Origin of the sequence: Vibrio sp. ArtGut-C1 (assembly GCF_002105475.1) — a bacterium.
GTDB lineage: Bacteria > Pseudomonadota > Gammaproteobacteria > Enterobacterales > Vibrionaceae > Vibrio > Vibrio diabolicus.
On sequence record NZ_NCTH01000026.1, the window covers coordinates 23373 to 46384 of the forward strand.

Genomic DNA, 23012 nt, shown 5'->3' on the forward strand with positions numbered 1-23012 from the left:
TTAGTGATTTAGAACAGCTCTTCTGCGCCAGAGCCGGAAGAATAAATACTGTCTTCCAAACGGTCTCCAGCGTATTCGGTAGGCTCAGTGCCTTTTTCAAAGTATTCGAACATCGATGTGCTGTCTACTTTGTGCGTTAGCATGCCAGTGTTGCGATCAATACGAACACGAATGATGTTATCTGGAATATTTTTACCTTGCTCAGGTGTTTCTTCTAGTGCAACGCGCATAAAGTCAATCCAAGCGGGTTCTGCGGTTTTCGCACCCGATTCAGCACCAGAAATTTGGCCTTTGCCTAGGTTGCTATTAACCGTTGTGCGACCAAGGGCGCGTGAGTGATCATCAAAACCAACCCAAGCAATGGCAACAACACCAGGACCATAGCCGTTGTACCAAGCATCTTTGGAGTCATTCGTTGTACCCGTTTTACCACCGATATCACGACGCCCCAGTTTTTGTGCACGCCAGCCAGTACCGTTCCACCCCGTACCTTCACGCCAGTTACCACCACCCCAAATGTTGCTGTACATCATCTCACGCATCAAGAATGCGTTTTGCTCAGAGATAACTTGTGGAGCATATTGAGGTTCATCATTTTCCAGTGCGTTGTCTGTTGCCAAACCATCAATCGCGACGTCTTGTTCGCCAAACTCATCGGCATAGCGATTGTCTGGCTCATCGCTCATTTGTGGGCAATCCTTATGACAAACGCTCTTTGGATTCGCTTTAAACAGCACTTCACCGAATGCATCTTCCACGCGTTCTACGTAGAACGGTTCGACGTAATAACCTCCGTTTGCAAATACAGAGTAGCCTTGTGCCACTTTCATTGGTGTTAAGCTACCAGCACCGAGCGCGATGGTCTCTGAACGTGGTACTTGGTTAATATCAAAACCAAAACGAGTAAGGTACTGACGAGTCTCATCAAGGCCTACTTCACGCAGCGTACGCACTGCCATCACGTTCTTTGACTGAGCTAAGCCGAGGCGAAGGCGAGTTGGACCGCCATAGGTTGGTGGTGAGTTTTTAGGTCGCCAAGCCGAACCAGAACCTGCGTCCCATTTGTTAATCGGCGCATCGTTGATCAGAGTGGCTAAGGTAAGTCCCTTGTCAATTGCAGCTGAGTAGATAAATGGTTTGATACTTGAGCCAACCTGACGCACTGACATAGTGGCACGGTTAAACTTACTATGAACAAAGTTAAAACCACCCACTAACGATAATATCGCACCATTTTCCGGGTTCATCGCGACAAACGCGGTGTTCGCTGTTGGCACTTGGCTCAGTTTCCAGCTTTGTGTCGTGTTGTCATCTTCATTGGTTTCGCTCACTTCGCGAACCCAAACTTGTTGACCCGTCGCTAGCACATCATGCGCTGATTTTGGTGTTGAACCTTGGCGGTTTTCGGTGATGTATTTACGTGCCCAATGCATTCCAGTCCAAGGAATGGTCTGCTCTTCATGGTTTTTAACCCAAACTTGCGCAGTTTTATCATCGACTTTTGTCACGACGGCAGGGTAAAGGTCACCATAAGTTGGTTGCTTCTTAAGGTGCTTTTCTATTTGCTCGCTGTTCCAAGCGGTTTCACCTTCTTTCCAAAGCACTTTCTCCGCACCGCGGTAGCCGTGACGTTCATCGTATGACAGCAGATTATTTACCACGGATGTATTCGCGGCATCTTGCAGTTTAGAGTCCACCGTCATGTAGATATTCAAGCCAGAGGTATAGGCTTCTTCTTCACCGTACTCTTTCACGGCCCATGCACGAGCTAGTTCCGCCACATAAGGAGCGGAAAGTTCAATTTCAGCACTGTGGTAACGTGCCACGATAGGTTCGTTGCGTGCTTCGTCATACTGTTCTTGCGTGATGTATTTTTCATCAAGCATTCGCATTAACACGACGTTACGGCGTTTTGTCGCACGCTCAAGAGAGTAAATTGGGTTCATCGTTGATGGCGCTTTTGGCATCCCTGCGAGTGTCGCAAGTTCGCTTAACGTCAATTCATCAAGGCTCTTACCAAAGTAAACTTGAGCGGCCGCACCAAAACCATATGAGCGGTAACCAAGGAAGATTTTATTGACATAAAGTTCCATGATTTCTTGCTTACTCAGAAGCTGCTCAATGTGGATAGCAATGAAAATCTCTTTAATCTTACGCATGATCTTCTTCTCATTAGATAAGAAGAAGTTACGAGCTAACTGTTGCGTAATGGTACTTGCGCCCTGCTTGGCTGAACCTGAGATCGCAACTACAACGGCTGCACGAGTGATGCCGATAGGATCGATACCTGGGTGTTCGTAAAAACGGCTATCTTCGGTTGCGATTAGCGCATGAATTAAGTCTTGAGGAATTTCATCATAAGTAACAGGAATACGACGCTTTTCACCGAACTGTGCGATCAGCTTCCCGTCTTGACTAAACACCTGCATAGGTGTTTGTAATTCAACGTCTTTTAGAGTTGCAACATCTGGCAATTCAGGCTTCACGTACTGATAGAAGCCAAATATTGTGGTGACTCCAAGAATTATGCAAATCAATGTTAAAAATAATAAACGCTTTATGAACTTCACCGGAGAATCCCTGATTGGTTGAGGCTGTGTAACGGCAAACCCTTGTACTCTTAGGTCAAAAATTTAGCACATAGAGATATTAACTCTTATTTGGGTGCTAATAACAACCTTTGCACGAAGAAATTTCGGAGCGAGAGTAAGAGATGGATAAGCTAATCGTTACCGGCATCGATATAGGCCATAACAGCCTCAAAGCCGTAGTACTTAAACCCACAGGCAACAATTACGCTCTGTTGGGTTACAAAGAAATATTACTAAAGGAAGGTATTGTCGCTGAAAATAACACTATAAATCATCAAGAAATTGTAAAGACCCTAAAGCTGATTAAAAAAGAACTGCCTTTTGGGGCTAAAAAGGTCGCAATTTCAGTGCCTGATAATTCGGTGATCAGTAAAAAACTGCAAATAGAACAAAACCTTGAAGATAGCGAAGTTGAGTTTGCTGTGATTCAGGCATTTTCTCATCAATCGCCATTCCCTGTCGAAGAGCTGAGTTTAGACTTCGTCCGTCTTCGTGCAGAAGATGGGTTGCGTGGGACTGATAACTATCAAGTGTTTGCGACAAGAAAAGATGTGGTCGATAGTCGCGTGGATGCATTACAAAAATCCGGACTAAAACCCGTTTTAGTGGACGTGCATTCACAAAGTCTTGGTCATATCTGGAAGCTCACCGCCGATCGCTTTCCTGACAAAAATAAGTACTGCTTACTCGATATTGGCACCTCATCGAGCTCCTTTACCATGTTTACCGAACAAGGTGAGCTGTTTCACAAAGAGTTTGCTTGCGGCACACGCGGAGCAAACAGCCCTGTTCAAGATGATTTGATGTCCGATGATGCTCAGGAGAAAACAGAGCTGTTTAATCGCCAAATCGTGGAACGGGTGAAACGTCAGATGCAGCTCTACACTTCAATTAATGGCTCGCAAAATATCAAAGGTATCTGGTTATCAGGGGAAGGAGCTTCGACACCAATGCTCGCGGAAGAGTTATCTCAGCAACTGTCACTAGAGTGTGAATTGCTAAACCCGCTAGGGCTATTTGAGATGAAGGTGTCCAAACGTAAACGTCGTGCCGCAGATTGGCAGCATTTCTCTACAGCCGCAGGACTCGCGATTCGTGGCATTCATTGGCTAGGAGGTGCGCGTGCTTTATCGCATTAATTTACTTCCTTGGCGAGAGAACCAAAGAGAAGAGCACCGACGTCGTTTCATTAGCTTGGTCGCGTTAGGCATGTTGGTCGCCATTGGTATTCAATGGGGTATTGGAAAGTTTTTTGAGTACCAACAAGATCAGCAGCAGGAGCGGCTTGATTACCTTACTCACTACATTGCTGAGCTCGACCAGCGTATTGAAGCAATGAAAATCGCCGAGCAAGAGCACAGCAAAATCCTCGAACGTTTAAAAGTGGTTGAAGGGTTACAAAACGGTAGAAACAAAACGACCGAGTTTATGAACTTGATGCCAGCCGTCATTCCTGAAGGTGTATATGTCGACAAGATCAAAATGAATGATCTGGAAATTGAGATCTCAGGGATCTCTGATAGCACTCCAAAACTTGCCACGATGCTGGACAACATGGAGCGTTCGGCCAAGTTGAATGATGTAGAAATGCACTCCATCGTTCACGGAAAAGCGCGTTTTGGAAAAGAGTTCCAAACGTTCAAAGTGTCTTTCATGTTCAAAGTGCCGGAGAAGAAAGCGGAGGCCCAGCATGGTTGATTGGCAGGATCTCGAAATAGATGAAATGGCAGAGTGGCCATTGTTGCCTCAGCTTGTGGTTATCGCGCTGCTGATTTTCCTCATTCAAGGTTTTGGCTATTGGTTTTACCTTAAGCCAAAAGAAGAGCAATTGAATAACTTGGTCCAGCAGGAGCAGACGCTCAAGGTAGCACTGAAGATCAAAGCGAACAAAGTAGCTGCATTGCCTCAGCTTCAATCTCAATTGGATGAACTCACCACGCGTTACGAATTATTGCTACAACAACTGCCCGCGCAAAAAGAGTTGGCTACGATGCTCGCTTCGGTGAATGAACTCGGTATCGACAATAAGTTGACCTTTACCCGTATCGACTGGGGTGAAAAGCAATCAGAGCATTTCCTCTATCGTCTTCCTTTAAACATTGAGTTAACGGGTGATTTTCATGACATCGGACATTTTTCTCAGGCGATAGCAACGCTACCTCGAATCATCACGTTTAAAGATGTGACTTGGCAGCGTGTCAGCCAAGAAAGTGAAACTCTGCACTTTAGGGTACGAGCCAATACCTATCAGTTTAAGCCAGAGGAGACGAACAATGACAAGTAAGCATTTGTTACTGGTACTGATGGGGTCTCTGCTACTTGGATGTCAGGCGAATGATGAGTCATTAACGGATTTTATTCGAGGGGTTGAGAGTCAGGCGCGTCGAGATGTCGAGAAACTTAAGCCTGCAGATAAGTATGTTGCCGTCACGTACGCACCTGAAGTACAGCGTGCGCCCTTTGAGTTACCAAAAGAAGCCACGATCGCCACTCAGCCCGTTGCAAGAAAAGATTGCTGGCAACCGCCTTCAAGAAGGCGCACTGGCAAATTAGAAAAATTCCCATTAAGCCAATTACGTTTGAAAGGAGTTATGGGCATGGGTAATACGGTTTCTGGTCTCGTTCAGGCACCCAATGGAACCGTTTATAAAGTGAAGCCGGGGCAATACCTCGGACGCAACAATGGCAAAGTGACCCACGTCAGCCATTCCTATTTGTTAATTAATGAAACATTGCCCGACGGCTTAGGGTGTTGGCAGAAGCGTAAAGTTAAGTTGGCTTTGAGATAGCCCCATTTATTTTTGATATTGAGTAATGAAAATGAGACAAGGATTAACACGTACAACAAGGATACTAACTGGGCTCTTCTCCTTATGGTTGTTTGTATTTTTAGCCCCTTTAGTGGCAGCAGAAGAAGTATCGTCTAATGCCTTAAAGAGTATCGACTTTCGCACTAATAAAGATAAAGACGCCGTTATAGTCGTTGAACTGGCGTCACCTGCCGCGATTGTCGATGTCAAACGCGTACAGGAAGGGTTAAGTATCGATTTGCTTAATACTTCGGTAAAAGACGAGCAACTGTATCTCCTAGACGTAAAAGATTTCTCGACTGTGGTTGAAAGCGTAGAGGTATTTCGCGATACCTCAACTACGCGCTTGGTTGCGCACATTAATGAAGAATATACGCATGATTACCGTTTAACGGGACGATTCTTGGAAATCAAAGTGGCTAAGATCAAACCCAATGAGAAAGCCCCGGATAAAAGCATTCTAGAAAAAGAAGGCAAGCTCATTTCGATTAACTTCCAAGATATTCCTGTACGTAATGTGTTACAGCTGATTGCTGACTACAACCAGTTCAACTTGGTTGTTTCAGACTCCGTAGAAGGTAACCTTACACTTCGTCTTGATGGTGTTCCGTGGCAGCAAGTGTTGGATATTATTTTGCAAGTTAAGGGGTTAGATAAGCGTGTTGATGGCAACGTGATTCTGGTTGCTCCAACAGATGAGCTTGATCTGCGCGAAAAACAGCAACTCGAAAAGCAGCAGCTAGAACAAACGATGGGAGAGCTTTCGTCTGAAATCATCAAGGTAAACTTCGCTAAAGCATCAGATATTGCAGAGATGATCAACGGAGAAGGGAACATCAGTATGTTGTCTGAGCGAGGCAGTATGACCATTGATGAGCGGACTAACTCGTTATTGATTCGTGAGCTACCTGAAAACATTGAAGTGATTCGAGAAATTATTGAATCTTTGGATATCCCGGTGAAGCAGGTTCAAATTGAAGCGCGTATTGTGACCATCAATGAAGGCAACATGGACGAGTTGGGAATTCGCTGGGGCTTTACCTCTATTAATGGCAATAACACGGTTGGTGGCTCTATCGAAAACAACCTTGCCACGATCGGTTTATATAACGGTGGTGGTGAAGGAGAAGACGGTGGTGACGGTGATGGAGTAGGTATCGATGACTTCCTAAACGTAAACTTAGCTGCAACCAGTCCAAACGCGACCAGCATTGCTTTTCAGGTTGCAAAATTAGGCTCAGACACCTTGTTAGACCTCGAGCTTTCTGCGCTGCAACAAGAGTCTAAAGCTGAGATTATCTCAAGTCCACGTTTGATCACTACCAATAAGAAGCCTGCCTATATCGAACAAGGTACCGAGATTCCTTATCTAGAGTCCTCATCGAGTGGTGCCACGACGGTAACGTTCAAAAAAGCAGTATTGAGTTTGAAGGTGACGCCACAAATTACACCGGATAACCGCCTTGTGTTGGACTTAAGCGTTACGCAAGATAGACCTGGACAAGTCGTGAAAACAGGTACTGGTGAAGCCGTTGCGATTGATACTCAACGTATCGGGACGCAAGTGTTAGTAAATAACGGTGAAACCGTCGTTCTTGGTGGTATTTTCCAGCACAGCATTACTAACTCGGTGGACAAAGTGCCTTTGTTAGGCGATCTGCCGCTATTAGGTGCGCTTTTCCGTCGAAGTTATGAAAATGTTGGCAAAAGTGAGCTGTTAATTTTCGTCACCCCTAAGGTGGTGATTCAGTAGTTCTACCTCGTGAAAAACTGATTAAATCAAAAATAAAGTTGCAATAGTGGCACCATGCTTGGATAATTTCGGGTCTTATCACGAATTATCTGTGAGGAACTGGTGCCACAAGCCTTGTAGAACAGCGATTTAGCTGTGTTTTCTTGTGGCGATCTTATTGAATCAATGTTGTAAATTACTGCTAAACATGGCTGAGAAACGTAATATTTTCCTTGTTGGCCCAATGGGCGCCGGCAAAAGTACAATTGGTAGACATCTAGCACAGCAACTGCATATGGAGTTTGTTGACTCCGATACAGTGATCGAAGAACGCACTGGTGCAGACATCTCTTGGGTTTTTGATGTAGAAGGTGAAGAAGGCTTCCGCAAGCGTGAAGAAGCGGTACTTGAAGACCTAACACAAGAGCAAGGCATCGTGCTTGCGACTGGCGGTGGCTCTGTTAAGAGCAAAGAAAACCGTAATCGTCTTTCGGCACGTGGTGTTGTTGTTTACTTAGAAACGACGATTGAAAAGCAACTTGCGCGCACAAACCGTGACAAGAAGCGTCCTCTACTTCAAACGGACAACCCTCGCGAAGTATTGGAGCAATTAGCTGAAGAACGTAATCCTCTGTATGAAGAAGTAGCGGATTACACTGTTCGCACTGACGATCAGAGTGCAAAAGTGGTAGCCAACCAGATCGTAAAAATGCTAGAAGAGAGATAAGTTTTTATCTTTTTTTTAATTGGAGCAAACCGATGGAACGGATTACGGTCAACCTAGCTGAGCGTAGCTACCCAATCTCTATTGGCGCCGGGTTATTTGAGGACCCGGCGTACCTCTCTCAAGTTCTCTCAAACAAAAATGCAAAACAAAAAGTTGTTGTGATCAGTAATGTCACAGTGGCGCCTTTGTATGCTGACAAAATTTTAAAGCAACTCGAGCAGCTCGGTTGTAGTGCATCCTTGTTAGAATTGCCTGACGGCGAACAGTACAAAAACTTGGATGTGTTTAACCAAGTGATGAACTTCCTCCTCGAGGGGAATTACGCTCGTGATGTTGTGATCATCGCGTTAGGTGGTGGCGTTATTGGTGACCTTGTGGGTTTTGCTTCTGCCTGTTACCAGCGTGGGGTCGACTTTATTCAAATACCAACGACATTACTATCTCAAGTGGACTCTTCGGTGGGGGGAAAAACCGCGGTTAACCATCCGTTGGGTAAGAACATGATAGGTGCGTTTTACCAACCTAAAGCCGTGATCATCGATACCAACTGTTTATCGACGTTGCCTGAGCGTGAATTCGCAGCAGGTATCGCAGAAGTCATTAAGTACGGCATCATTTACGATGCAGACTTTTTTGTATGGTTGGAAGAAAACCTTGAACGCTTGTACGCGTTGGATGAAGAAGCGCTAACTTATGCCATTGCACGTTGCTGTGAAATAAAAGCGGAAGTGGTGGCTCAGGATGAGAAAGAATCGGGCATCCGCGCTCTGCTCAACTTAGGTCACACCTTTGGTCATGCGATTGAAGCTGAGCTTGGCTACGGCAATTGGCTGCATGGTGAAGCGGTTTCTGCTGGCACGGTTATGGCGGCCAAAACTTCGCATCTGCGCGGTCTTATCTCAGCAGAGCAATTTGAGCGTATTGTTGCGATTTTGCGTCGTGCCAAACTGCCTGTTCATACTCCAGAAAGTATGAGCTTCGATGACTTCCTCAAACATATGATGCGAGATAAAAAAGTCCTCTCTGGTCAATTAAGATTAGTTCTACCTACAGGCATTGGTAGTGCCGAGGTCATTGCTGATACGACACAAGACGTACTCAAACAGGCGATAGACTTCGGTCGCGATATTTAACCTTGTAATGGCGCCTTTGGGCGTCATTCTTGTAGTGTATTAAGGTTATTAGATGAGTGTTGCTCACGTTCTGGAATTAGATTCTCAAATCGAGTTGCTTGATAGGTTAGGATTGCTGACTAATTTTGGTTCCAATTTCATTGCGATTAATGGTCATGATGGTTATGGAAAATCTTGGTTAGCGCAGCGATACCTTGAAGTGGGTGCCAGTAACAAGAATCAATGTTTGTTACTTTGTCATTCTAATCAAGATGATGTGCAGCGCCGCATCCTTATTTTGAGTCAACTGGTTTCGGACGCATTGTTTAATCAGCAAGAGCCTTTACTTGATAGTCTCGAAAGACTATTGGGTGATGAGCCTTGTGATATCGCGATTGTGGTTGATGATGCGCATTTATTAAGTGAGACGCTCGTTTCTGAGCTTTGGATGCTGGTTTTAGAGGCGCATCATAAGCCGAATTGGACCATCAATGTCTTATTATTTACGCAGTCTGGGCGCTTAGAAGGATTGCTGTCACGTCTCAGTTACGGACAAGAGATAAAGCCTGTTGAGCTTGATATTGATATGTTGTCCGAAGTGGAAGCCCGTCGTTTCTTTGAATCACTTGTTGCGCGCTATGTTGATGATGAGGCGGAGAAGCGGGTTCGAGATGCATTTAAAAAAGTTGACCCAGTACCGGGTGACATCATGGCGTTAGGAGAGATGAAAGTGGAAAAAAGGATCATTATCCGCTCGATTGTCGGTTCACCGCTGAATATTGCGTTAGTGGTATTAGCATTACTGTTGCTTGCTGCTGGTGGCTATTGGTGGATGTATAATCAACCAAGCCCTGATGATAAAGCGCAGCAAATTGCTGGTAGTTTAGAGCAAACGGCTATTCCAACTTTTGAAGAGTCAGGAATCAGTGCTGCGCAGTCTTCACTACAATCTGTGACTGATGACACTAGCAGTGGCCTTGATGGCTCTGGCGCGATTGATGATTCTGATTCATTACCGCCAGCAGTAACGGAAGAAGTGGCGAGCGTTGGCAGTGATGACAATCAACAGAGAGTGGTGATTGAGTCTAATGTGGTCGATGCATTGCTTGAAGGTAAAGCTGATTCAGCAGACACAAAAGCGATTGATGATGTCGTGGGCGTTGAGAAGCAAGACGCCACTGATGAAACCAGCTCACCCTTAATAAAAGTCGTAAAACCAAATCAAGGTATGACGCAAACTTCTGCTCAGCCAGAAGAAGACGGTGCGAAGCAGTCTGTGGTTAAGTTTTCATTTGCTCGCGAAGAATTAAAAGCACTATCACCAAGAGCCTATACACTGCAGCTTGCTGCTATGACGTCAATGGACGATGTACAAGCCTTCCTCGATGAGCATCAGCTGAAAAATCAAGTACGAATTTATCCTACCGTTCGCAATGACACCGAGTGGTATATCATCACATACCAAGATTATCCGACAATTCAAATGGCTCGCGATGCCGTTGCAAGCTTGCCTGATTCGGTTAAGTCGGTGAGTCCTTGGGCAAAATCACTCCGTCAGGTTCATCGCGAAATTGATCGAGTGAAATAAACCTGAGCTTCGCTGAAAAATATGTTACATTCCGCAGCCTTAATTTTTGGTCGATAGATAGAGCAGTAGATGAAAAAGCAACGAGCCTTTCTTAAATGGGCAGGAGGAAAATACGGACTGGTTGAAGACATCCAACGTCATTTACCGCCGGCTCGAAAGCTAGTTGAACCTTTTGTTGGCGCGGGCTCAGTGTTTCTGAATACCGACTATGACCATTACCTACTGGCAGATATCAATCCAGATCTGATCAATCTGTACAACCTACTAAAAGAGCGCCCTGAAGAGTATATCTCTGAAGCGAAGCGTTGGTTTGTCGCCGAGAATAACCGTAAAGAAGCTTACTTACACATTCGCGCTGAGTTTAATAAAACCGATGACGTGATGTACCGCTCTTTAGCGTTTTTGTACATGAACCGCTTTGGTTTTAATGGTCTATGCCGTTACAACAAAAAAGGCGGTTTTAACGTTCCGTTCGGTTCATATAAAAAGCCTTACTTCCCAGAGGCGGAATTGGAGTTTTTTGCCGAAAAAGCCAAGAAAGCCACGTTCGTTTGTGAAGGTTATCCAGAAACTTTTCGCCGAGCACGTAAGGGGAGTGTGGTGTATTGCGATCCTCCTTATGCACCGCTTTCAAACACGGCAAATTTCACCTCATACGCAGGTAATGGTTTCACGTTGGATGACCAGGCTGCATTAGCCGACATTGCTGAAAGAACGGCGACTGAGCGTGGTATTCCGGTTCTGATTTCTAACCACGACACTACGTTGACGCGTCGGTTGTATCACGGTGCAGATCTCAATGTAGTAAAAGTAAAGCGCACCATTAGCCGCAATGGCAGTGGTCGTAATAAAGTCGATGAGCTGCTTGCGCTTTTTCATGCCCCTGAGATGGATAAACCAAGCTCTTAGTTCTCACACTATTAAATCTAAATAGTGGATCTCCCCACTGGCTTCGGTAGAATTGCGCGCAGATTGTTTGCTCATTACTACTGAGGTCAGGTATGAAAGATTTTCTTATTGCTCCATCCATTTTATCGGCAGATTTTGCTCGTCTCGGTGAAGATGTCGAGAAAGTACTCGCAGCGGGTGCGGATGTGGTGCATTTCGACGTTATGGATAACCACTATGTACCAAACCTGACTTTTGGTGCACCTGTGTGTAAAGCACTACGCGATTACGGCATCACCGCACCAATCGATGTTCACCTAATGGTGAAACCGGTTGACCGCATTATTCCTGATTTCGCAAAAGCGGGTGCGTCGATGATTACATTCCATGTGGAAGCTTCTGATCATGTAGACCGTACACTGCAGTTAATTAAAGAGCACGGCTGTCAGGCTGGTGTGGTACTAAACCCAGCAACGCCACTTGCGAGCCTTGAGTTCATCATGGACAAAGTCGACATGATTCTACTGATGTCGGTTAACCCTGGCTTTGGTGGTCAATCATTCATTCCTCACACGCTAGATAAACTGCGTGCAGTTCGTAAGATGATCGATGAGTCTGGTCGAGATATCCGTTTAGAAATTGATGGCGGTGTGAAGGTTGACAACATTCGTGAAATCGCAGAAGCGGGCGCAGACATGTTCGTTGCAGGCTCGGCAATTTTCGGTCAGCCAGATTACAAACAAGTGATCGACCAAATGCGCACGGAGCTGGCTGAAGTAAAATAAGCCCCGATATACGCGCGATAATACCCTGATTTTAAAGGCTGTCACTTTATTGGTAGCCTTTGTTATTTCTAACGTTGGATGAAATAAAATATCCCCTGCGTTGAGCAAATAATCACTTGCCTATTTTGCGCCCTTTCTGTACTATTCGTGCTCCTTAAACTCAGTCAATTATCTTTAGTTCCTTGCTTCCTCTGGACGACTGAGCCATTTGTGGAAGCTGAATAATCCGTAAGGAGCAACCAATGCGTCATTACGAAATCGTATTCATGGTGCACCCAGATCAAAGCGAGCAAGTTGCTGGCATGATCGAGCGTTACACTGGTTCAATCACTGAAGCTGGCGGTAAAATCCACCGTCTAGAAGACTGGGGCCGTCGTCAACTGGCTTACCCAATCAACAAGCTTCACAAAGCTCACTACGTTCTAATGAACGTTGAAGCTGACCAAGCTGTAATTGATGAGCTAGAAACTGCTTTCCGTTTCAACGATGCAGTTCTACGTAACATGATCATGCGTACTAAAGCAGCGATCACTGAGCAATCTATCATGCTTAAGCAAAAAGAAGAGCGTGCTCCACGTCGTGAAGAGCGTTCTGAAGCTAAGCCTGAAGCTAAGTCAGAAGCTGCTGAGTAAGTTTTCTTATGGCCAATCGAATGGAGCTGAGCGGCACCATTGCCAAACCGCCCATTCGTAGTAAAAGCCCTGGTGGCATTGAACACTGTCGGTTTTGGCTGGAGCATCGCTCTACTATTATCGAAGCTGACTTACCTCGACAAGTTTATTGTCGTATGCCGGTAGTCGTCAGCGGGCTTGAGTCACAAGCACTAACTCAGAATTTAGTTCAAGGCAGTAACATTAAGGTAAGTGGTTTTGTCACTTATCAAACCGGCCGAAATGGCGTGGGAAAATTAGTGTTACACGCCGACAACATTACTCAAATTTAAGATCAGGAGATAGCCCATGGCTCGTTTCTTCCGTCGTCGTAAATTCTGCCGTTTCACTGCAGAAGGCGTACAAGAGATTGATTACAAAGACGTAGCAACTCTTAAAAACTACATCACTGAAGCTGGTAAAATCGTACCTAGCCGTATCACTGGTACAAGCGCTAAGTACCAGCGTCAACTAGCACGTGCTATCAAGCGTTCACGCTACCTAGCTCTACTACCGTACACTGACAAGCATCAGTAATCGGTTCATTTTATTAAGAAAGAGGATTAAGCAATGCAAGTTATTCTACTTGATAAAATTGGTAACCTAGGTGGTCTTGGCGATACTGCAAACGTTAAATCTGGCTACGCTCGTAACTTCCTTATCCCACAAGGTAAAGCAGTTATGGCAACTAAAGCTAACGTTGAAATGTTTGAAGCTCGTCGTGCTGAACTAGAAGCTAAAGTTGCTGAGCAACTAGCTGCTGCAGAAGCTCGCGCAGAGAAAGTTAACGCTCTAGAAGCTGTAGTTATCGCTTCTAAAGCTGGTGACGAAGGCAAACTATTCGGTTCTATCGGTACTCGTGACATCGCTGACGCTATCACAGCTGCAGGCGTTGAAGTTGCTAAGAGCGAAGTTCGCCTTCCTGAAGGTGCTCTACGTACAACTGGTGAGTTCGAGATCAGCGTTCAACTTCACTCTGAAGTTTTCGCAACTGTGAACCTACAAGTTGTTGCTGCTGAGTAATTCAGTATCAAGACGAAATACTAAAAAGCACCTCTTCGGAGGTGCTTTTTTTATTTCTAAAACTGGGAGAAAAAACAGGTTAAAAAGCGAAGAGTAAATTAACGGAAAATACGCTATCCGCTTTGCTTAAGCCTTCAGGCACTTTATCGTGATACTGACGAGAGTGTGCCAGTTTCAGTGCAATATCTTCAGTAATATCATTGGTCACGCTGAGCTCACTATCGGCCCGTGTATTACTTTTACCTGTTACCAACGTAATATCAGCCGCGAAACTCAGATTATCTAGTGCGTGCCAAGTCGTATTGATATTCCCTCGAAAAATGCCTTCTCGAACGATATCGGGAAAGACAATGTCGTCATCATCTATCTCATCTAAATTTGGTTCTTGATAACGAAAACCAGGACCGACTTCTACCTCTAAAATGAAGTTTTCAGTGTAGGAAAACTGGTAACCCAAACCACCTGATAAGGTGTAGTCTTTAAAATAGGCACTGTAACGAGAATCCACCCCTTTAAAGCTGCCATACAAATACGTTTTAGGACCTAACTTGTAGTCACTCTGTAGGGCGTAGGTGGATGAGCGTTTGTCTTCTTCACCGTCTTTGTACAAGTTGTAGTACTTCCATTCACCATTAGAACGGTGTCGACCTGACGTATATTCAGCACTCAAACGAGCATTCAGGGAACGAGAGTCCGTGTTACCTGTGTGAGCTTGATAGCCGAACTCCACCTCGGTTTTTAATGGGTCGGGCACATCAATATTTTGCTCTGGCTGTACTGATTCGTCAGCATACGATGCACTAGCGCATAGTAAGCTAAAGCTAAGTAACCAGTATCGGGACACATCAACCTCGAACGTAATTAAAAAGGAGGGGCATGATACTGATACAGATATTTTGTTGGGTCAATGGTAGGTTAATTTTTATTAGAGCTGGGCGGAAGAACCAGGCTATTACTTGTGCGGTTCACATGTGGATTTCTTAACAAGTAATTGTCGCTTCGGGGAAGCATCTCAGTTAGGTTAAGGTTATAATCGTGGGTCAATAGTAGTTATCGAGCAAAGTCATGGCGGAAAACAGAAATCGCAAACCTTCAGACAGTCAGGTCGACGCAATCAAAGTGCCACCTCACTCACTAGAAGCCGAGCAATCAGTAATTGGTGGTCTCTTACTGGACAATGAACGTTGGGACACCGTTGCCGAACGTGTTGTAAGCAGTGATTTCTATAGTCGTCCGCATCGCCTAATTTTTGAAGGTGTAAAAACCATTCTTGAAGCGGGCAAGCCTCTCGATCTTATTACTTTATCGGAATACCTGGAGCGTCACGAGCAATTAGAAGATGTGGGCGGTTTTGCTTACCTTGCAGATTTGGCGAAAAACACGCCAAGCGCCGCTAACATTAATGCGTACGCTGATATTGTTGCCGAACGAGCGATCGTCCGTGGTTTGATCGGTGTCGCGAATGAGATTGCGGATGCGGGTTACGATCCTCAAGGTCGAAGTTCGGAAGATCTGATTGATATGGCGGAGAGTAAAGTTTTCGCCATCGCTGAGTCACGAACCAGTGAAAACGAAGGGCCACAAAATGTTGATAACATCCTCGAAAAGACGTTAGAACGTATCGAATTGTTATATAAAACGCCGCAAGATGGTGTAACGGGTGTCGACACAGGTTTCACTGACCTCAATAAGAAAACCGCAGGTTTGCAAGGTTCTGATTTGGTGATTGTCGCGGCGCGTCCATCGATGGGTAAAACGACCTTTGCGATGAACTTGTGTGAAAATGCGGCCATGCAACAAGAGAAGCCTGTGCTTATTTTCTCGCTAGAGATGCCAGCCGAGCAGTTGATGATGCGTATGTTGGCCTCTTTGTCTCGCGTTGACCAAACCAAGATCCGTACGGGTCAGCTGGATGACGAAGACTGGGCGCGTATTTCTTCTACTATGGGTATCTTGATGCAGAAGAAAAACATGTACATTGATGACAGCTCCGGTCTAACTCCGACCGAAGTGCGTTCACGCGCTCGCCGTATCGCACGTGAACATGGCGGTCTGTCGATGATCATGGTCGACTACCTTCAGCTTATGCGCGTGCCTGCACTCTCTGATAACCGTACGCTGGAAATCGCGGAGATTTCGCGCTCTCTGAAAGCGCTGGCAAAAGAGCTGAATGTGCCCGTCGTGGCGCTGTCTCAGCTTAACCGTTCCCTAGAGCAACGTTCAGATAAACGCCCAGTAAACTCGGACTTGCGTGAGTCGGGCTCTATCGAGCAGGATGCCGACTTGATCATGTTCATCTACCGTGACGAGGTATATCACCCAGATAGCCCATACAAAGGTACGGCAGAAATCATCATTGGTAAGCAACGTAACGGCCCTATCGGCTCTGTACGTCTCACCTTCCAAGGTCAACACTCGCGCTTTGACAACTACGCGGGTCCTGCATTCGATATTGATGATGAGTAACCCCATGAGCTATATGAAAGCGGCCAAGGCGTGCATTGATTTGTCTGCGTTGCAGCACAACTTACAGCGCGTGAAAGCGCAAGCGCCCCAAAGTAAAGTGATGGCTGTAGTGAAGGCCAATGGCTATGGTCACGGATTACGTCACGTTGCAAAACATGCCAACCATGCGGATGCCTTTGGTGTTGCGCGCATTGAAGAAGCGTTGCAACTGCGCGCTTGTGGCGTGGTAAAGCCGATTCTATTGCTAGAAGGTTTTTACTCTCCAGGTGACTTACCTGTTCTTGTGACGAACAACATCCAAACGGTGGTTCATTGTGAAGAGCAGCTTATCGCCTTGGAGCAAGCCGACCTTGAAACTCCGGTTGTCGTGTGGCTTAAGATTGACAGTGGGATGCACCGTCTTGGCGTTCGCCCTGAGCAATATGATGAGTTTGTCACGCGGTTGAAAGAGTGTCCAAACGTAGCCAAGCCGTTACGTTACATGAGTCACTTTGGCTGTGCAGATGAGCTGGATAGCCATATCACTCCCCAACAGATTGAGCTGTTTAAGTCGTTGACCTCTGGTTGTCAGGGGGAGTGTTCACTTGCGGCCTCTGCGGGGTTGTTGGCATGGCCTCAAAGCCATTTGGATTGGGTTCGTCCGGGCATCATCATGTATGGTGTATCGCCATTTGATGACAAGACCGCACAAGATCTGGGGTATCAACCCGTGATGACACTTAAATCCCATCTTATTGCGGTACGTGAAGTTAAGAAGGGCGAAAGTGTTGGCTACGGCGGTATGTGGACCAGTCAGCGAGATACAAAAGTCGGTGTCATCGCAGTAGGGTATGGCGACGGTTACCCAAGAAGTGCCCCGAATGGCACTCCGGTTTGGGTAAATGGTCGTAAAGTACCTATCGCAGGTCGAGTTTCCATGGATATGCTGACGGTCGATTTGGGACCAGATGCAACGGATAAAGTCAGCGACGAAGCGATTCTTTGGGGGAAAGAGCTCCCAGTAGAAGAAGTGGCGGGTCACATTGGTACCATTGCGTATGAACTCGTGACTAAGCTAACGCCTCGCGTCGAGATGGAGTACTCAAAATAAACAGCGAAAGGCTAACCTAAGGTTAGCCTTTGTTTTATCTACTCACCGTTAATCGTAGCAATAACGCGGCGGCCGCCGCCATAGTCTCGGTGCTCACCTAAGTAAATGCCCTGCCATGTTCCTAAAGCTAATCGACCATTTTGGATTGGTATCGTCACACTACTGCCAAGTAGGGATGCTTTAATGTGTGCTGGCATGTCGTCATCCCCCTCATAGGTGTGCTGATAATAAGGAGCACGCTCTGGCACAAACTTATTGAAGTGCGCTTCCATATCCATACGCACGGTTGGATCAGCATTCTCATTTAAGGTCAAACTGGCGGAGGTATGTTGAATAAATAGGTGTAATAAACCTACCGAAAGCTCGTTTATTTGTGGTAATTGTTGTTCAATTTCATCAGTTATTAGGTGAAAACCGCGGCTTCTCGCTTTTAATTGCAGTGTTTTTTGTGCCCACATACGTGTTCCTTTGGAAATTTATAAATTGGCGTCTATCCTATTCCAATTAGAGCCTGTCATTAGTAAGTGATATGATTCTTGTCATCGTAAATGAATTGTTCATTTTCAGGGCAGGGAACGTGACCTAACTCAATGTGAGTGTAAATACTCTCAGTCATAATTGGCACCTGAAAAAAAATTACAAAGACTTGTTTTGTGGCAATTCGCCCAAACATCTAATTAATATTCTATTTGCTAAATCGGGGATTCCACAGTTTTCGCTAGACTGTAAGGAATGGAACCTACTGTAACATCGGGATAAAGACCATGTTGAAAAATATCAATCCAACGCAAACACAAGCTTGGAAAGCGCTAACTGCGCATTTCGAATCTGCACAAGATATGGATCTTAAAGAGTTATTTGCTCAAGACGCAGCGCGTTTCGACAAATACTCTGCACGTTTCGGCTCAGACATCCTAGTCGATTACTCAAAGAACCTCATCAATGAGGAAACTCTGAAGCACCTGTTCGCTCTTGCGAACGAGACTGAGCTGAAATCTGCAATTGAAGCGATGTTCAGTGGCGAAGCGATCAACCAAACAGAAGGTCGCGCTGTTCTTCACACTGCACTACGTAACCGCGCGAATACACCAGTAATGGTAGACGGCGAAGACGTAATGCCAGCAGTGAACGCGGTTCTAGAAAAAATGAAATCATTCACTGAACGCGTTATCGGCGGTGAGTGGAAAGGTTACACAGGTAAAGCAATTACAGATATCGTGAACATCGGTATCGGTGGTTCTGACCTTGGTCCTTACATGGTGACGGAAGCTCTAGCACCATACAAAAATCATCTAAACCTTCACTTCGTATCTAACGTTGATGGTACTCACATCGTTGAAACGTTGAAGAAAGTTAACCCAGAAACGACGCTATTCTTGATCGCGTCTAAGACGTTCACAACGCAAGAAACCATGACTAACGCGCACACTGCTCGTGATTGGTTCCTAGAGTCTGCGGGTGATCAAGCTCACGTGGCTAAGCACTTTGCTGCGCTTTCAACGAACGCGACAGCCGTGTCTGAATTCGGTATCGATACCGCGAACATGTTCGAATTCTGGGACTGGGTTGGTGGCCGTTACTCACTATGGTCTGCAATCGGTTTATCAATCGCATTAGCGGTAGGTTACGACAACTTCGTTGAGCTGCTTGAAGGTGCTCACGAGATGGACAAGCACTTCGTATCAACAGACCTAGAAAGCAACATCCCTGTGATCCTTGCGCTTATCGGTATTTGGTACAACAACTTCCACGGTGCGGAATCAGAAGCTATCTTACCTTACGATCAGTACATGCACCGTTTCGCGGCATACTTCCAGCAAGGTAACATGGAATCAAACGGTAAATACGTTGACCGTGAAGGCAATGCTGTGACTTACCAAACGGGCCCTATTATTTGGGGTGAACCAGGTACCAACGGTCAGCACGCGTTCTACCAACTGATTCACCAAGGCACTAAGCTGATCCCATGTGACTTCATTGCACCTGCAATCAGCCACAACCCAGCTAGCGATCATCACCAAAAACTGATGTCCAACTTCTTTGCGCAAACTGAAGCACTAGCGTTTGGTAAGAGTGAAGAAACCGTGAAAGAAGAGTTGGTGAAAGCAGGTAAGAACGCTGAAGAAGTGGCCGCGATTGCGCCATTCAAAGTGTTTGAAGGTAACCGTCCAACAAACTCTATCCTAGTGAAGCAAATCACACCTCGTACGCTAGGTAACTTGATCGCAATGTACGAACACAAAATTTTCGTACAAGGTGTTATCTGGAATATCTTCAGCTTTGACCAATGGGGCGTGGAGCTAGGTAAACAACTGGCTAACCAAATCCTACCTGAGCTTGCAGACGAGTCTCAAATCAGCTCGCATGACAGCTCAACAAACGGCCTAATCAACGCATTTAAAGCGTTCAAAGCTTAATGTTTGGTTTGAATAGATAAAGAAAAGGTCAGCAAATGCTGACCTTTTTTATTGCCTGAGGCAAAAACAAAATAGGTTGGCCAGTGCCAACCTATTTTTTCTCTTTTATTCGAAGCAAATTTCGATAAAGGCATTTCCCCATTGGGAAGAGAAAGGCATGATGATGATTGAGCCCTCACACTTGTGGCGAATCGTATGGCCTCGGCCAGAAACCACTACCGGTGTTGCCATATCAAAATCAAAACCACTTTCCGCCAGAATGCGTTTCGCACCACCAGTAACCATGTTGGTGATCTCACCCACCATATCGGTGACCTCTTCATTGAGTCCATTTGGACGCTCACCAAGCATGTTCTGCATGATTTCTAGAGCTAGCGCTTCATCAAAGGTAATCGACATTGAACCACGAGTTTGTGGACCTACCATGCCAATCAGACCAGAAACGTCACCTCGTGCGATCTCATCTTTTTTGATTCGCGGTTTTTGTGGCTTCAGCTCAAGAGAAGCCATGGTTTTTAGCACGTTCATTAAAGAAGCTAAAAACGGGTTTACAAATTCAGCGCGCATAACGTTCTTCTATACTTTTTCTTTCGTCTCGGAGGAACAGGCCTGGCATTCACCATGAGTTTCAATAACTTGGTTGGTCAGTTTGAATCCATGCTTCTCGGCGTTTTCGGCTAACAAGGATATCAGCGTCTCATCTTCGAGTTCAACGACATCACCACATTTATCGCAAATTAGTAATTGGAAAAAGTGCTGCTGAGTATTGAAAGAACAACAAGTAATAAAGCTATTTGTCGATTCCACTCGGTGGATGAAGCCTTGCTCTAGGAGAAAATCTAATGCTCGATAAACAGTGGGAGGCTTAGCCTGAGGCTCACTCTCTTTTAGTTGCTCCAATAGCTCATACGCACTTGAGGCGCGGCGATTAGAACAAATGAGTTCAAATACGCGTCGGCGTTGCGGAGTCAATCGTACTCCACGCTCTGCGCAGATACTTTCAATTTGTTCAATGATTGTTGGGTTCAAACCTTTCACCATAACTATCGGACGTGCTCTATGATAAATCATTTCTATACGAAGTTCGTTTAGAAATGCTTCATTTTACCCACTATCAGAACGAAAATCATGAATTAAAGCAAGTCGGTGGTGGTGTGAAGTCGGAATAGTCATCACAGAATGAATCAACGAGTGACGAATTCGTATTACTGCTGCATACTCCTAAGCATTTGGCTAGCCAGCCAACCAAATCATTCTCGCTGAAACTAGCACCTAGAGGTGCTTGGGTATACAATACCCGACTTATTTTTTGAGCGTACTGCTGCGCTCGACCTTGGCAACATAAAAACGGGTGTTTATATCATGACTCATTCTTGCAGGCTCTCCGTAGCACCAATGCTCGATTGGACTGACAATAGTCTTTAATCTTTTAAAATCAGCAAGTTGAGTCTGCGTGTGAAAAAGAAGGGGAAAATAGGGGTAGAAAGTTATCGCCTTGCATTCGTCTTTGCCTTCAGATCTCCATTGTATTCCCCATCAATAAATTTGCAATTATCAGCACTCTGTTTTTAGCCTCAACGTCTTAAATCGTAACATCATCTTCGTTCTGGAAAGCATTGCTTTCTAATTATTAGCCATAACAAGAATAATGGTGATTTTAGTCACATTTATTGAGTGTTTTGAAAAAAAAATTATCCTCGAAAATTAACATTATTCTTATTTAACAGTTGCTTAACTGATGTGTGTTAGTGTTTTGCCATACTTCTATTCCTTTCTAATCCTTGTAACATTATGGCTTAAGTATTCGTTAGCCGTTAATAGCAGAGAGCAATGACATCACGTTCTGAACCGACCACAAGATCGCTTTTAGCTCAACAGTTCAATCATCAACCCTTTATCCCTGTAGTAGACGTCGCCGAGCCATTATTTGGCATTGCACCAACAACTATCAAGCGCAGAGCTGCGCAGCAAGACCTACCGTTTCCAGTAGTTCGTTTAGGCAGCTCACAGAAGTCGCCTTGGTTTGTTAGCTTTGACGACTTGGTTAAATTTATCGAACGCCAACGTCTAGAGAGCGAGAAAATATGGAAAAGAACCAATGGCTCGAGGAGACATTAAATGCTCGGGTATTAAATAGGGTTTAACCGTGCTGTACTCGTGAAGTGCGAGAGCCGATAAAATATATGAACTTAAACGGAACCGATCATGAAAGAACAAATTACTAATCAAGACATAGTAATCGAAATAGGCGGCATCAGCGCAGAGGAAGTAACGCAAGAGATCATCGAAACGCTTGTTGTCCATGGTGCAGATTCAGAGGAGCATGGTCAGCTTGAGACTCAAATCTCTATCCTTGGGAAAGATCACACAATCTACGTGACTATGAATGATGAAAGTCAATGTGAGATTGATAGCGATGATGATTACGGCTCCGATCTACGTGATGCAATTGACGTGTATGCGTCAAAAAGAGGCGGTGGCGAGTTAGACGCTGGTGACGTTGCAAATGATGTTCTTTATGATATTCAAAAACGCATTGTGTACTTTATTAAAGCCACAGAATTTGATGACAGCCTAAAAGCGCTAGATATTAGTCAAGATGAATTTTGTGAGCGTATGGGTATCACCCAACAAGAGGCGATCAAGTGGAAGCGAACAGGCAAGTATCCAAGCAGGGTTAAGTATGCAATGAAAGGGATTTTAGCAATCAAGCGTGATGAAAAAACAATTGTTATCAACGGTGAAGATTACTTGTATGTAGAGGATGTTTTCAGCATAAGCATTAACGGTTTTTTTCTGTCAATTTTTGAAAATCAGGATTCGGGCGAGTATCTGGTCGCCTTAGTCGACACAAATCTGAATGTTGATGAGGATACTTTAGTTAGAAGCTTTGAGACGCTTGAAGCTATTTATGCTGTCACTAAAGATGTATTAGAAGAAAGCAACAACAATGAATTTACCGCCCATAGCTCGTTTATGAAGCTGTTAGTATGAGCATTAGTAAGACCCTTCAAAGTCTTATGGTTTTCCTCCCTTTGCCTTTCAATTTGCACTTACTAGATTGAAGTATTATGTTTTTAAAGAGGTGATTCTCTAGCCAGCATAGATTTGTCATGACGTTCCTTACACTCTC

At 45.0% G+C, this 23012-nt stretch carries 24 protein-coding genes; 19 read left to right on the forward strand and 5 right to left on the reverse strand.

Annotated elements, in window-relative coordinates:
* Nucleotides 1–8: 8 nt before the first annotated feature.
* Nucleotides 9–2570, reverse strand: coding sequence for a penicillin-binding protein 1A (locus B7360_RS18945; RefSeq protein ID WP_074191325.1), 2562 nt, complete (start codon nt 2568–2570; stop codon nt 9–11).
* Nucleotides 2571–2713: 143 nt separating this feature from the next.
* On the opposite strand from B7360_RS18945, the gene pilM reads away from it, so the two are divergent.
* The 14 genes from pilM to rplI all read left to right on the forward strand — a co-directional run bounded on the left by pilM (nt 2714) and on the right by rplI (nt 13906).
* On the forward strand, nt 2714–3730 hold the full coding sequence (gene pilM / locus B7360_RS18950; RefSeq protein WP_005395718.1) for a type IV pilus biogenesis protein PilM: 1017 nt from the start codon (nt 2714–2716) through the stop codon (nt 3728–3730).
* On the forward strand, nt 3714–4289 hold the full coding sequence (locus B7360_RS18955; protein WP_005395717.1) for a PilN domain-containing protein: 576 nt from the start codon (nt 3714–3716) through the stop codon (nt 4287–4289). The genes pilM and B7360_RS18955 overlap by 17 nt, the downstream gene beginning before the upstream one ends.
* Entirely contained in the window at nt 4282–4875 is a 594-nt protein-coding gene (locus tag B7360_RS18960) for a type 4a pilus biogenesis protein PilO (protein WP_012841351.1), read from the forward strand. Before B7360_RS18955 ends, B7360_RS18960 begins: the two co-directional genes overlap by 8 nt.
* Nucleotides 4865–5380: a pilus assembly protein PilP gene (locus B7360_RS18965; protein WP_005395715.1), complete on the forward strand. Its 516-nt coding sequence runs from the start codon at nt 4865–4867 to the stop codon at nt 5378–5380. The genes B7360_RS18960 and B7360_RS18965 overlap by 11 nt, the downstream gene beginning before the upstream one ends.
* A 31-nt stretch (nt 5381–5411) precedes the next feature.
* The gene (locus B7360_RS18970) at nt 5412–7154 is read left to right on the forward strand and encodes a type IV pilus secretin PilQ (RefSeq protein WP_080955983.1); all 1743 of its coding nucleotides are present in this window, start codon (nt 5412–5414) and stop codon (nt 7152–7154) included.
* 187 nt (nt 7155–7341) lie between these two features.
* Entirely contained in the window at nt 7342–7860 is a 519-nt protein-coding gene (gene aroK, locus B7360_RS18975; RefSeq protein WP_005381319.1) for a shikimate kinase AroK, read from the forward strand.
* Nucleotides 7861–7892: 32 nt separating this feature from the next.
* Nucleotides 7893–8993: a 3-dehydroquinate synthase gene (gene aroB, locus B7360_RS18980; RefSeq protein ID WP_046874636.1), complete on the forward strand. Its 1101-nt coding sequence runs from the start codon at nt 7893–7895 to the stop codon at nt 8991–8993.
* Between the two features lie 52 nt (nt 8994–9045).
* Nucleotides 9046–10560 (forward strand): SPOR domain-containing protein, encoded by a 1515-nt coding sequence (locus tag B7360_RS18985; protein ID WP_085344355.1) that lies wholly within the window; start codon nt 9046–9048, stop codon nt 10558–10560.
* Nucleotides 10561–10629: 69 nt separating this feature from the next.
* Nucleotides 10630–11469 (forward strand): Dam family site-specific DNA-(adenine-N6)-methyltransferase, encoded by an 840-nt coding sequence (locus B7360_RS18990; protein WP_047009939.1) that lies wholly within the window; start codon nt 10630–10632, stop codon nt 11467–11469.
* A gap of 92 nt (nt 11470–11561) precedes the next feature.
* A complete protein-coding gene (gene rpe, locus B7360_RS18995) occupies nt 11562–12233 on the forward strand; it encodes a ribulose-phosphate 3-epimerase (protein ID WP_005395709.1) in 672 nt (223 codons plus the stop codon).
* 242 nt (nt 12234–12475) lie between these two features.
* Nucleotides 12476–12865 (forward strand): 30S ribosomal protein S6, encoded by a 390-nt coding sequence (rpsF, locus tag B7360_RS19000; RefSeq protein ID WP_005381299.1) that lies wholly within the window; start codon nt 12476–12478, stop codon nt 12863–12865.
* A gap of 8 nt (nt 12866–12873) precedes the next feature.
* Entirely contained in the window at nt 12874–13176 is a 303-nt protein-coding gene (gene priB, locus B7360_RS19005; RefSeq protein WP_085344356.1) for a primosomal replication protein N, read from the forward strand.
* Nucleotides 13177–13192: 16 nt separating this feature from the next.
* A complete protein-coding gene (gene rpsR, locus B7360_RS19010; RefSeq protein ID WP_000090472.1) occupies nt 13193–13420 on the forward strand; it encodes a 30S ribosomal protein S18 in 228 nt (75 codons plus the stop codon).
* Nucleotides 13421–13453: 33 nt separating this feature from the next.
* Nucleotides 13454–13906 (forward strand): 50S ribosomal protein L9, encoded by a 453-nt coding sequence (gene rplI, locus B7360_RS19015; protein WP_005381278.1) that lies wholly within the window; start codon nt 13454–13456, stop codon nt 13904–13906.
* A gap of 79 nt (nt 13907–13985) precedes the next feature.
* On the opposite strand, the gene B7360_RS19020 is transcribed toward rplI, so the two are convergent.
* On the reverse strand, nt 13986–14750 hold the full coding sequence (locus B7360_RS19020) for a DUF481 domain-containing protein (RefSeq protein ID WP_006743223.1): 765 nt from the start codon (nt 14748–14750) through the stop codon (nt 13986–13988).
* Nucleotides 14751–14971: 221 nt separating this feature from the next.
* Here B7360_RS19020 and B7360_RS19025 point away from each other — a divergent pair, with 221 nt between their 5' ends.
* Together B7360_RS19025 and alr are read left to right on the forward strand one after the other, a co-directional pair.
* The gene (locus tag B7360_RS19025; protein ID WP_005395704.1) at nt 14972–16372 is read left to right on the forward strand and encodes a replicative DNA helicase; all 1401 of its coding nucleotides are present in this window, start codon (nt 14972–14974) and stop codon (nt 16370–16372) included.
* Between the two features lie 13 nt (nt 16373–16385).
* Nucleotides 16386–17462: an alanine racemase gene (gene alr / locus B7360_RS19030; RefSeq protein WP_101911929.1), complete on the forward strand. Its 1077-nt coding sequence runs from the start codon at nt 16386–16388 to the stop codon at nt 17460–17462.
* Nucleotides 17463–17500: 38 nt separating this feature from the next.
* Here alr and B7360_RS19035 read toward each other — a convergent pair whose 3' ends face one another.
* Entirely contained in the window at nt 17501–17920 is a 420-nt protein-coding gene (locus B7360_RS19035) for a secondary thiamine-phosphate synthase enzyme YjbQ (RefSeq protein WP_085344358.1), read from the reverse strand.
* Nucleotides 17921–18226: 306 nt separating this feature from the next.
* On the opposite strand from B7360_RS19035, the gene pgi reads away from it, so the two are divergent.
* Nucleotides 18227–19879, forward strand: a complete 1653-nt coding sequence (pgi, locus tag B7360_RS19040; protein ID WP_053807699.1) for a glucose-6-phosphate isomerase — start codon at nt 18227–18229, stop codon at nt 19877–19879.
* 105 nt (nt 19880–19984) lie between these two features.
* On the opposite strand, the gene B7360_RS19045 is transcribed toward pgi, so the two are convergent.
* Nucleotides 19985–20446 (reverse strand): chemotaxis protein CheX, encoded by a 462-nt coding sequence (locus B7360_RS19045; RefSeq protein WP_005381269.1) that lies wholly within the window; start codon nt 20444–20446, stop codon nt 19985–19987.
* Between the two features lie 9 nt (nt 20447–20455).
* Nucleotides 20456–20920, reverse strand: a complete 465-nt coding sequence (gene zur / locus B7360_RS19050; protein ID WP_005381268.1) for a zinc uptake transcriptional repressor Zur — start codon at nt 20918–20920, stop codon at nt 20456–20458.
* Between the two features lie 789 nt (nt 20921–21709).
* On the opposite strand from zur, the gene B7360_RS19055 reads away from it, so the two are divergent.
* Nucleotides 21710–21997, forward strand: a complete 288-nt coding sequence (locus B7360_RS19055) for a pyocin activator PrtN family protein (protein ID WP_085344359.1) — start codon at nt 21710–21712, stop codon at nt 21995–21997.
* An 87-nt stretch (nt 21998–22084) separates the two neighbouring features.
* Nucleotides 22085–22873, forward strand: a complete 789-nt coding sequence (locus B7360_RS19060; RefSeq protein WP_085344360.1) for a hypothetical protein — start codon at nt 22085–22087, stop codon at nt 22871–22873.
* Nucleotides 22874–23012: the final 139 nt, after the last annotated feature.

Excerpts from the sequence above, each read along its gene's own strand:
- pilM (WP_005395718.1), top strand. The coding sequence starts at position 2,714 with ATGGATAAGCTAATCGTTACCGGCATCGATATAGGCCATAACAGCCTC.
- B7360_RS18960 (WP_012841351.1), top strand. The coding sequence starts at position 4,282 with ATGGTTGATTGGCAGGATCTCGAAATAGATGAAATGGCAGAGTGGCCA.
- B7360_RS18965 (WP_005395715.1), top strand. The coding sequence starts at position 4,865 with ATGACAAGTAAGCATTTGTTACTGGTACTGATGGGGTCTCTGCTACTT.
- B7360_RS18970 (WP_080955983.1), top strand. The coding sequence starts at position 5,412 with ATGAGACAAGGATTAACACGTACAACAAGGATACTAACTGGGCTCTTC.
- aroK (WP_005381319.1), top strand. The coding sequence starts at position 7,342 with ATGGCTGAGAAACGTAATATTTTCCTTGTTGGCCCAATGGGCGCCGGC.
- aroB (WP_046874636.1), top strand. The coding sequence starts at position 7,893 with ATGGAACGGATTACGGTCAACCTAGCTGAGCGTAGCTACCCAATCTCT.
- B7360_RS18985 (WP_085344355.1), top strand. The coding sequence starts at position 9,046 with ATGAGTGTTGCTCACGTTCTGGAATTAGATTCTCAAATCGAGTTGCTT.
- B7360_RS18990 (WP_047009939.1), top strand. The coding sequence starts at position 10,630 with ATGAAAAAGCAACGAGCCTTTCTTAAATGGGCAGGAGGAAAATACGGA.
- rpe (WP_005395709.1), top strand. The coding sequence starts at position 11,562 with ATGAAAGATTTTCTTATTGCTCCATCCATTTTATCGGCAGATTTTGCT.
- rpsF (WP_005381299.1), top strand. The coding sequence starts at position 12,476 with ATGCGTCATTACGAAATCGTATTCATGGTGCACCCAGATCAAAGCGAG.
- priB (WP_085344356.1), top strand. The coding sequence starts at position 12,874 with ATGGCCAATCGAATGGAGCTGAGCGGCACCATTGCCAAACCGCCCATT.
- rpsR (WP_000090472.1), top strand. The coding sequence starts at position 13,193 with ATGGCTCGTTTCTTCCGTCGTCGTAAATTCTGCCGTTTCACTGCAGAA.
- rplI (WP_005381278.1), top strand. The coding sequence starts at position 13,454 with ATGCAAGTTATTCTACTTGATAAAATTGGTAACCTAGGTGGTCTTGGC.
- B7360_RS19025 (WP_005395704.1), top strand. The coding sequence starts at position 14,972 with ATGGCGGAAAACAGAAATCGCAAACCTTCAGACAGTCAGGTCGACGCA.
- alr (WP_101911929.1), top strand. The coding sequence starts at position 16,386 with ATGAAAGCGGCCAAGGCGTGCATTGATTTGTCTGCGTTGCAGCACAAC.
- B7360_RS19035 (WP_085344358.1), bottom strand. The coding sequence starts at position 17,920 with ATGTGGGCACAAAAAACACTGCAATTAAAAGCGAGAAGCCGCGGTTTT.
- pgi (WP_053807699.1), top strand. The coding sequence starts at position 18,227 with ATGTTGAAAAATATCAATCCAACGCAAACACAAGCTTGGAAAGCGCTA.
- B7360_RS19045 (WP_005381269.1), bottom strand. The coding sequence starts at position 20,446 with ATGCGCGCTGAATTTGTAAACCCGTTTTTAGCTTCTTTAATGAACGTG.
- zur (WP_005381268.1), bottom strand. The coding sequence starts at position 20,920 with ATGGTGAAAGGTTTGAACCCAACAATCATTGAACAAATTGAAAGTATC.
- B7360_RS19055 (WP_085344359.1), top strand. The coding sequence starts at position 21,710 with ATGACATCACGTTCTGAACCGACCACAAGATCGCTTTTAGCTCAACAG.
- B7360_RS19060 (WP_085344360.1), top strand. The coding sequence starts at position 22,085 with ATGAAAGAACAAATTACTAATCAAGACATAGTAATCGAAATAGGCGGC.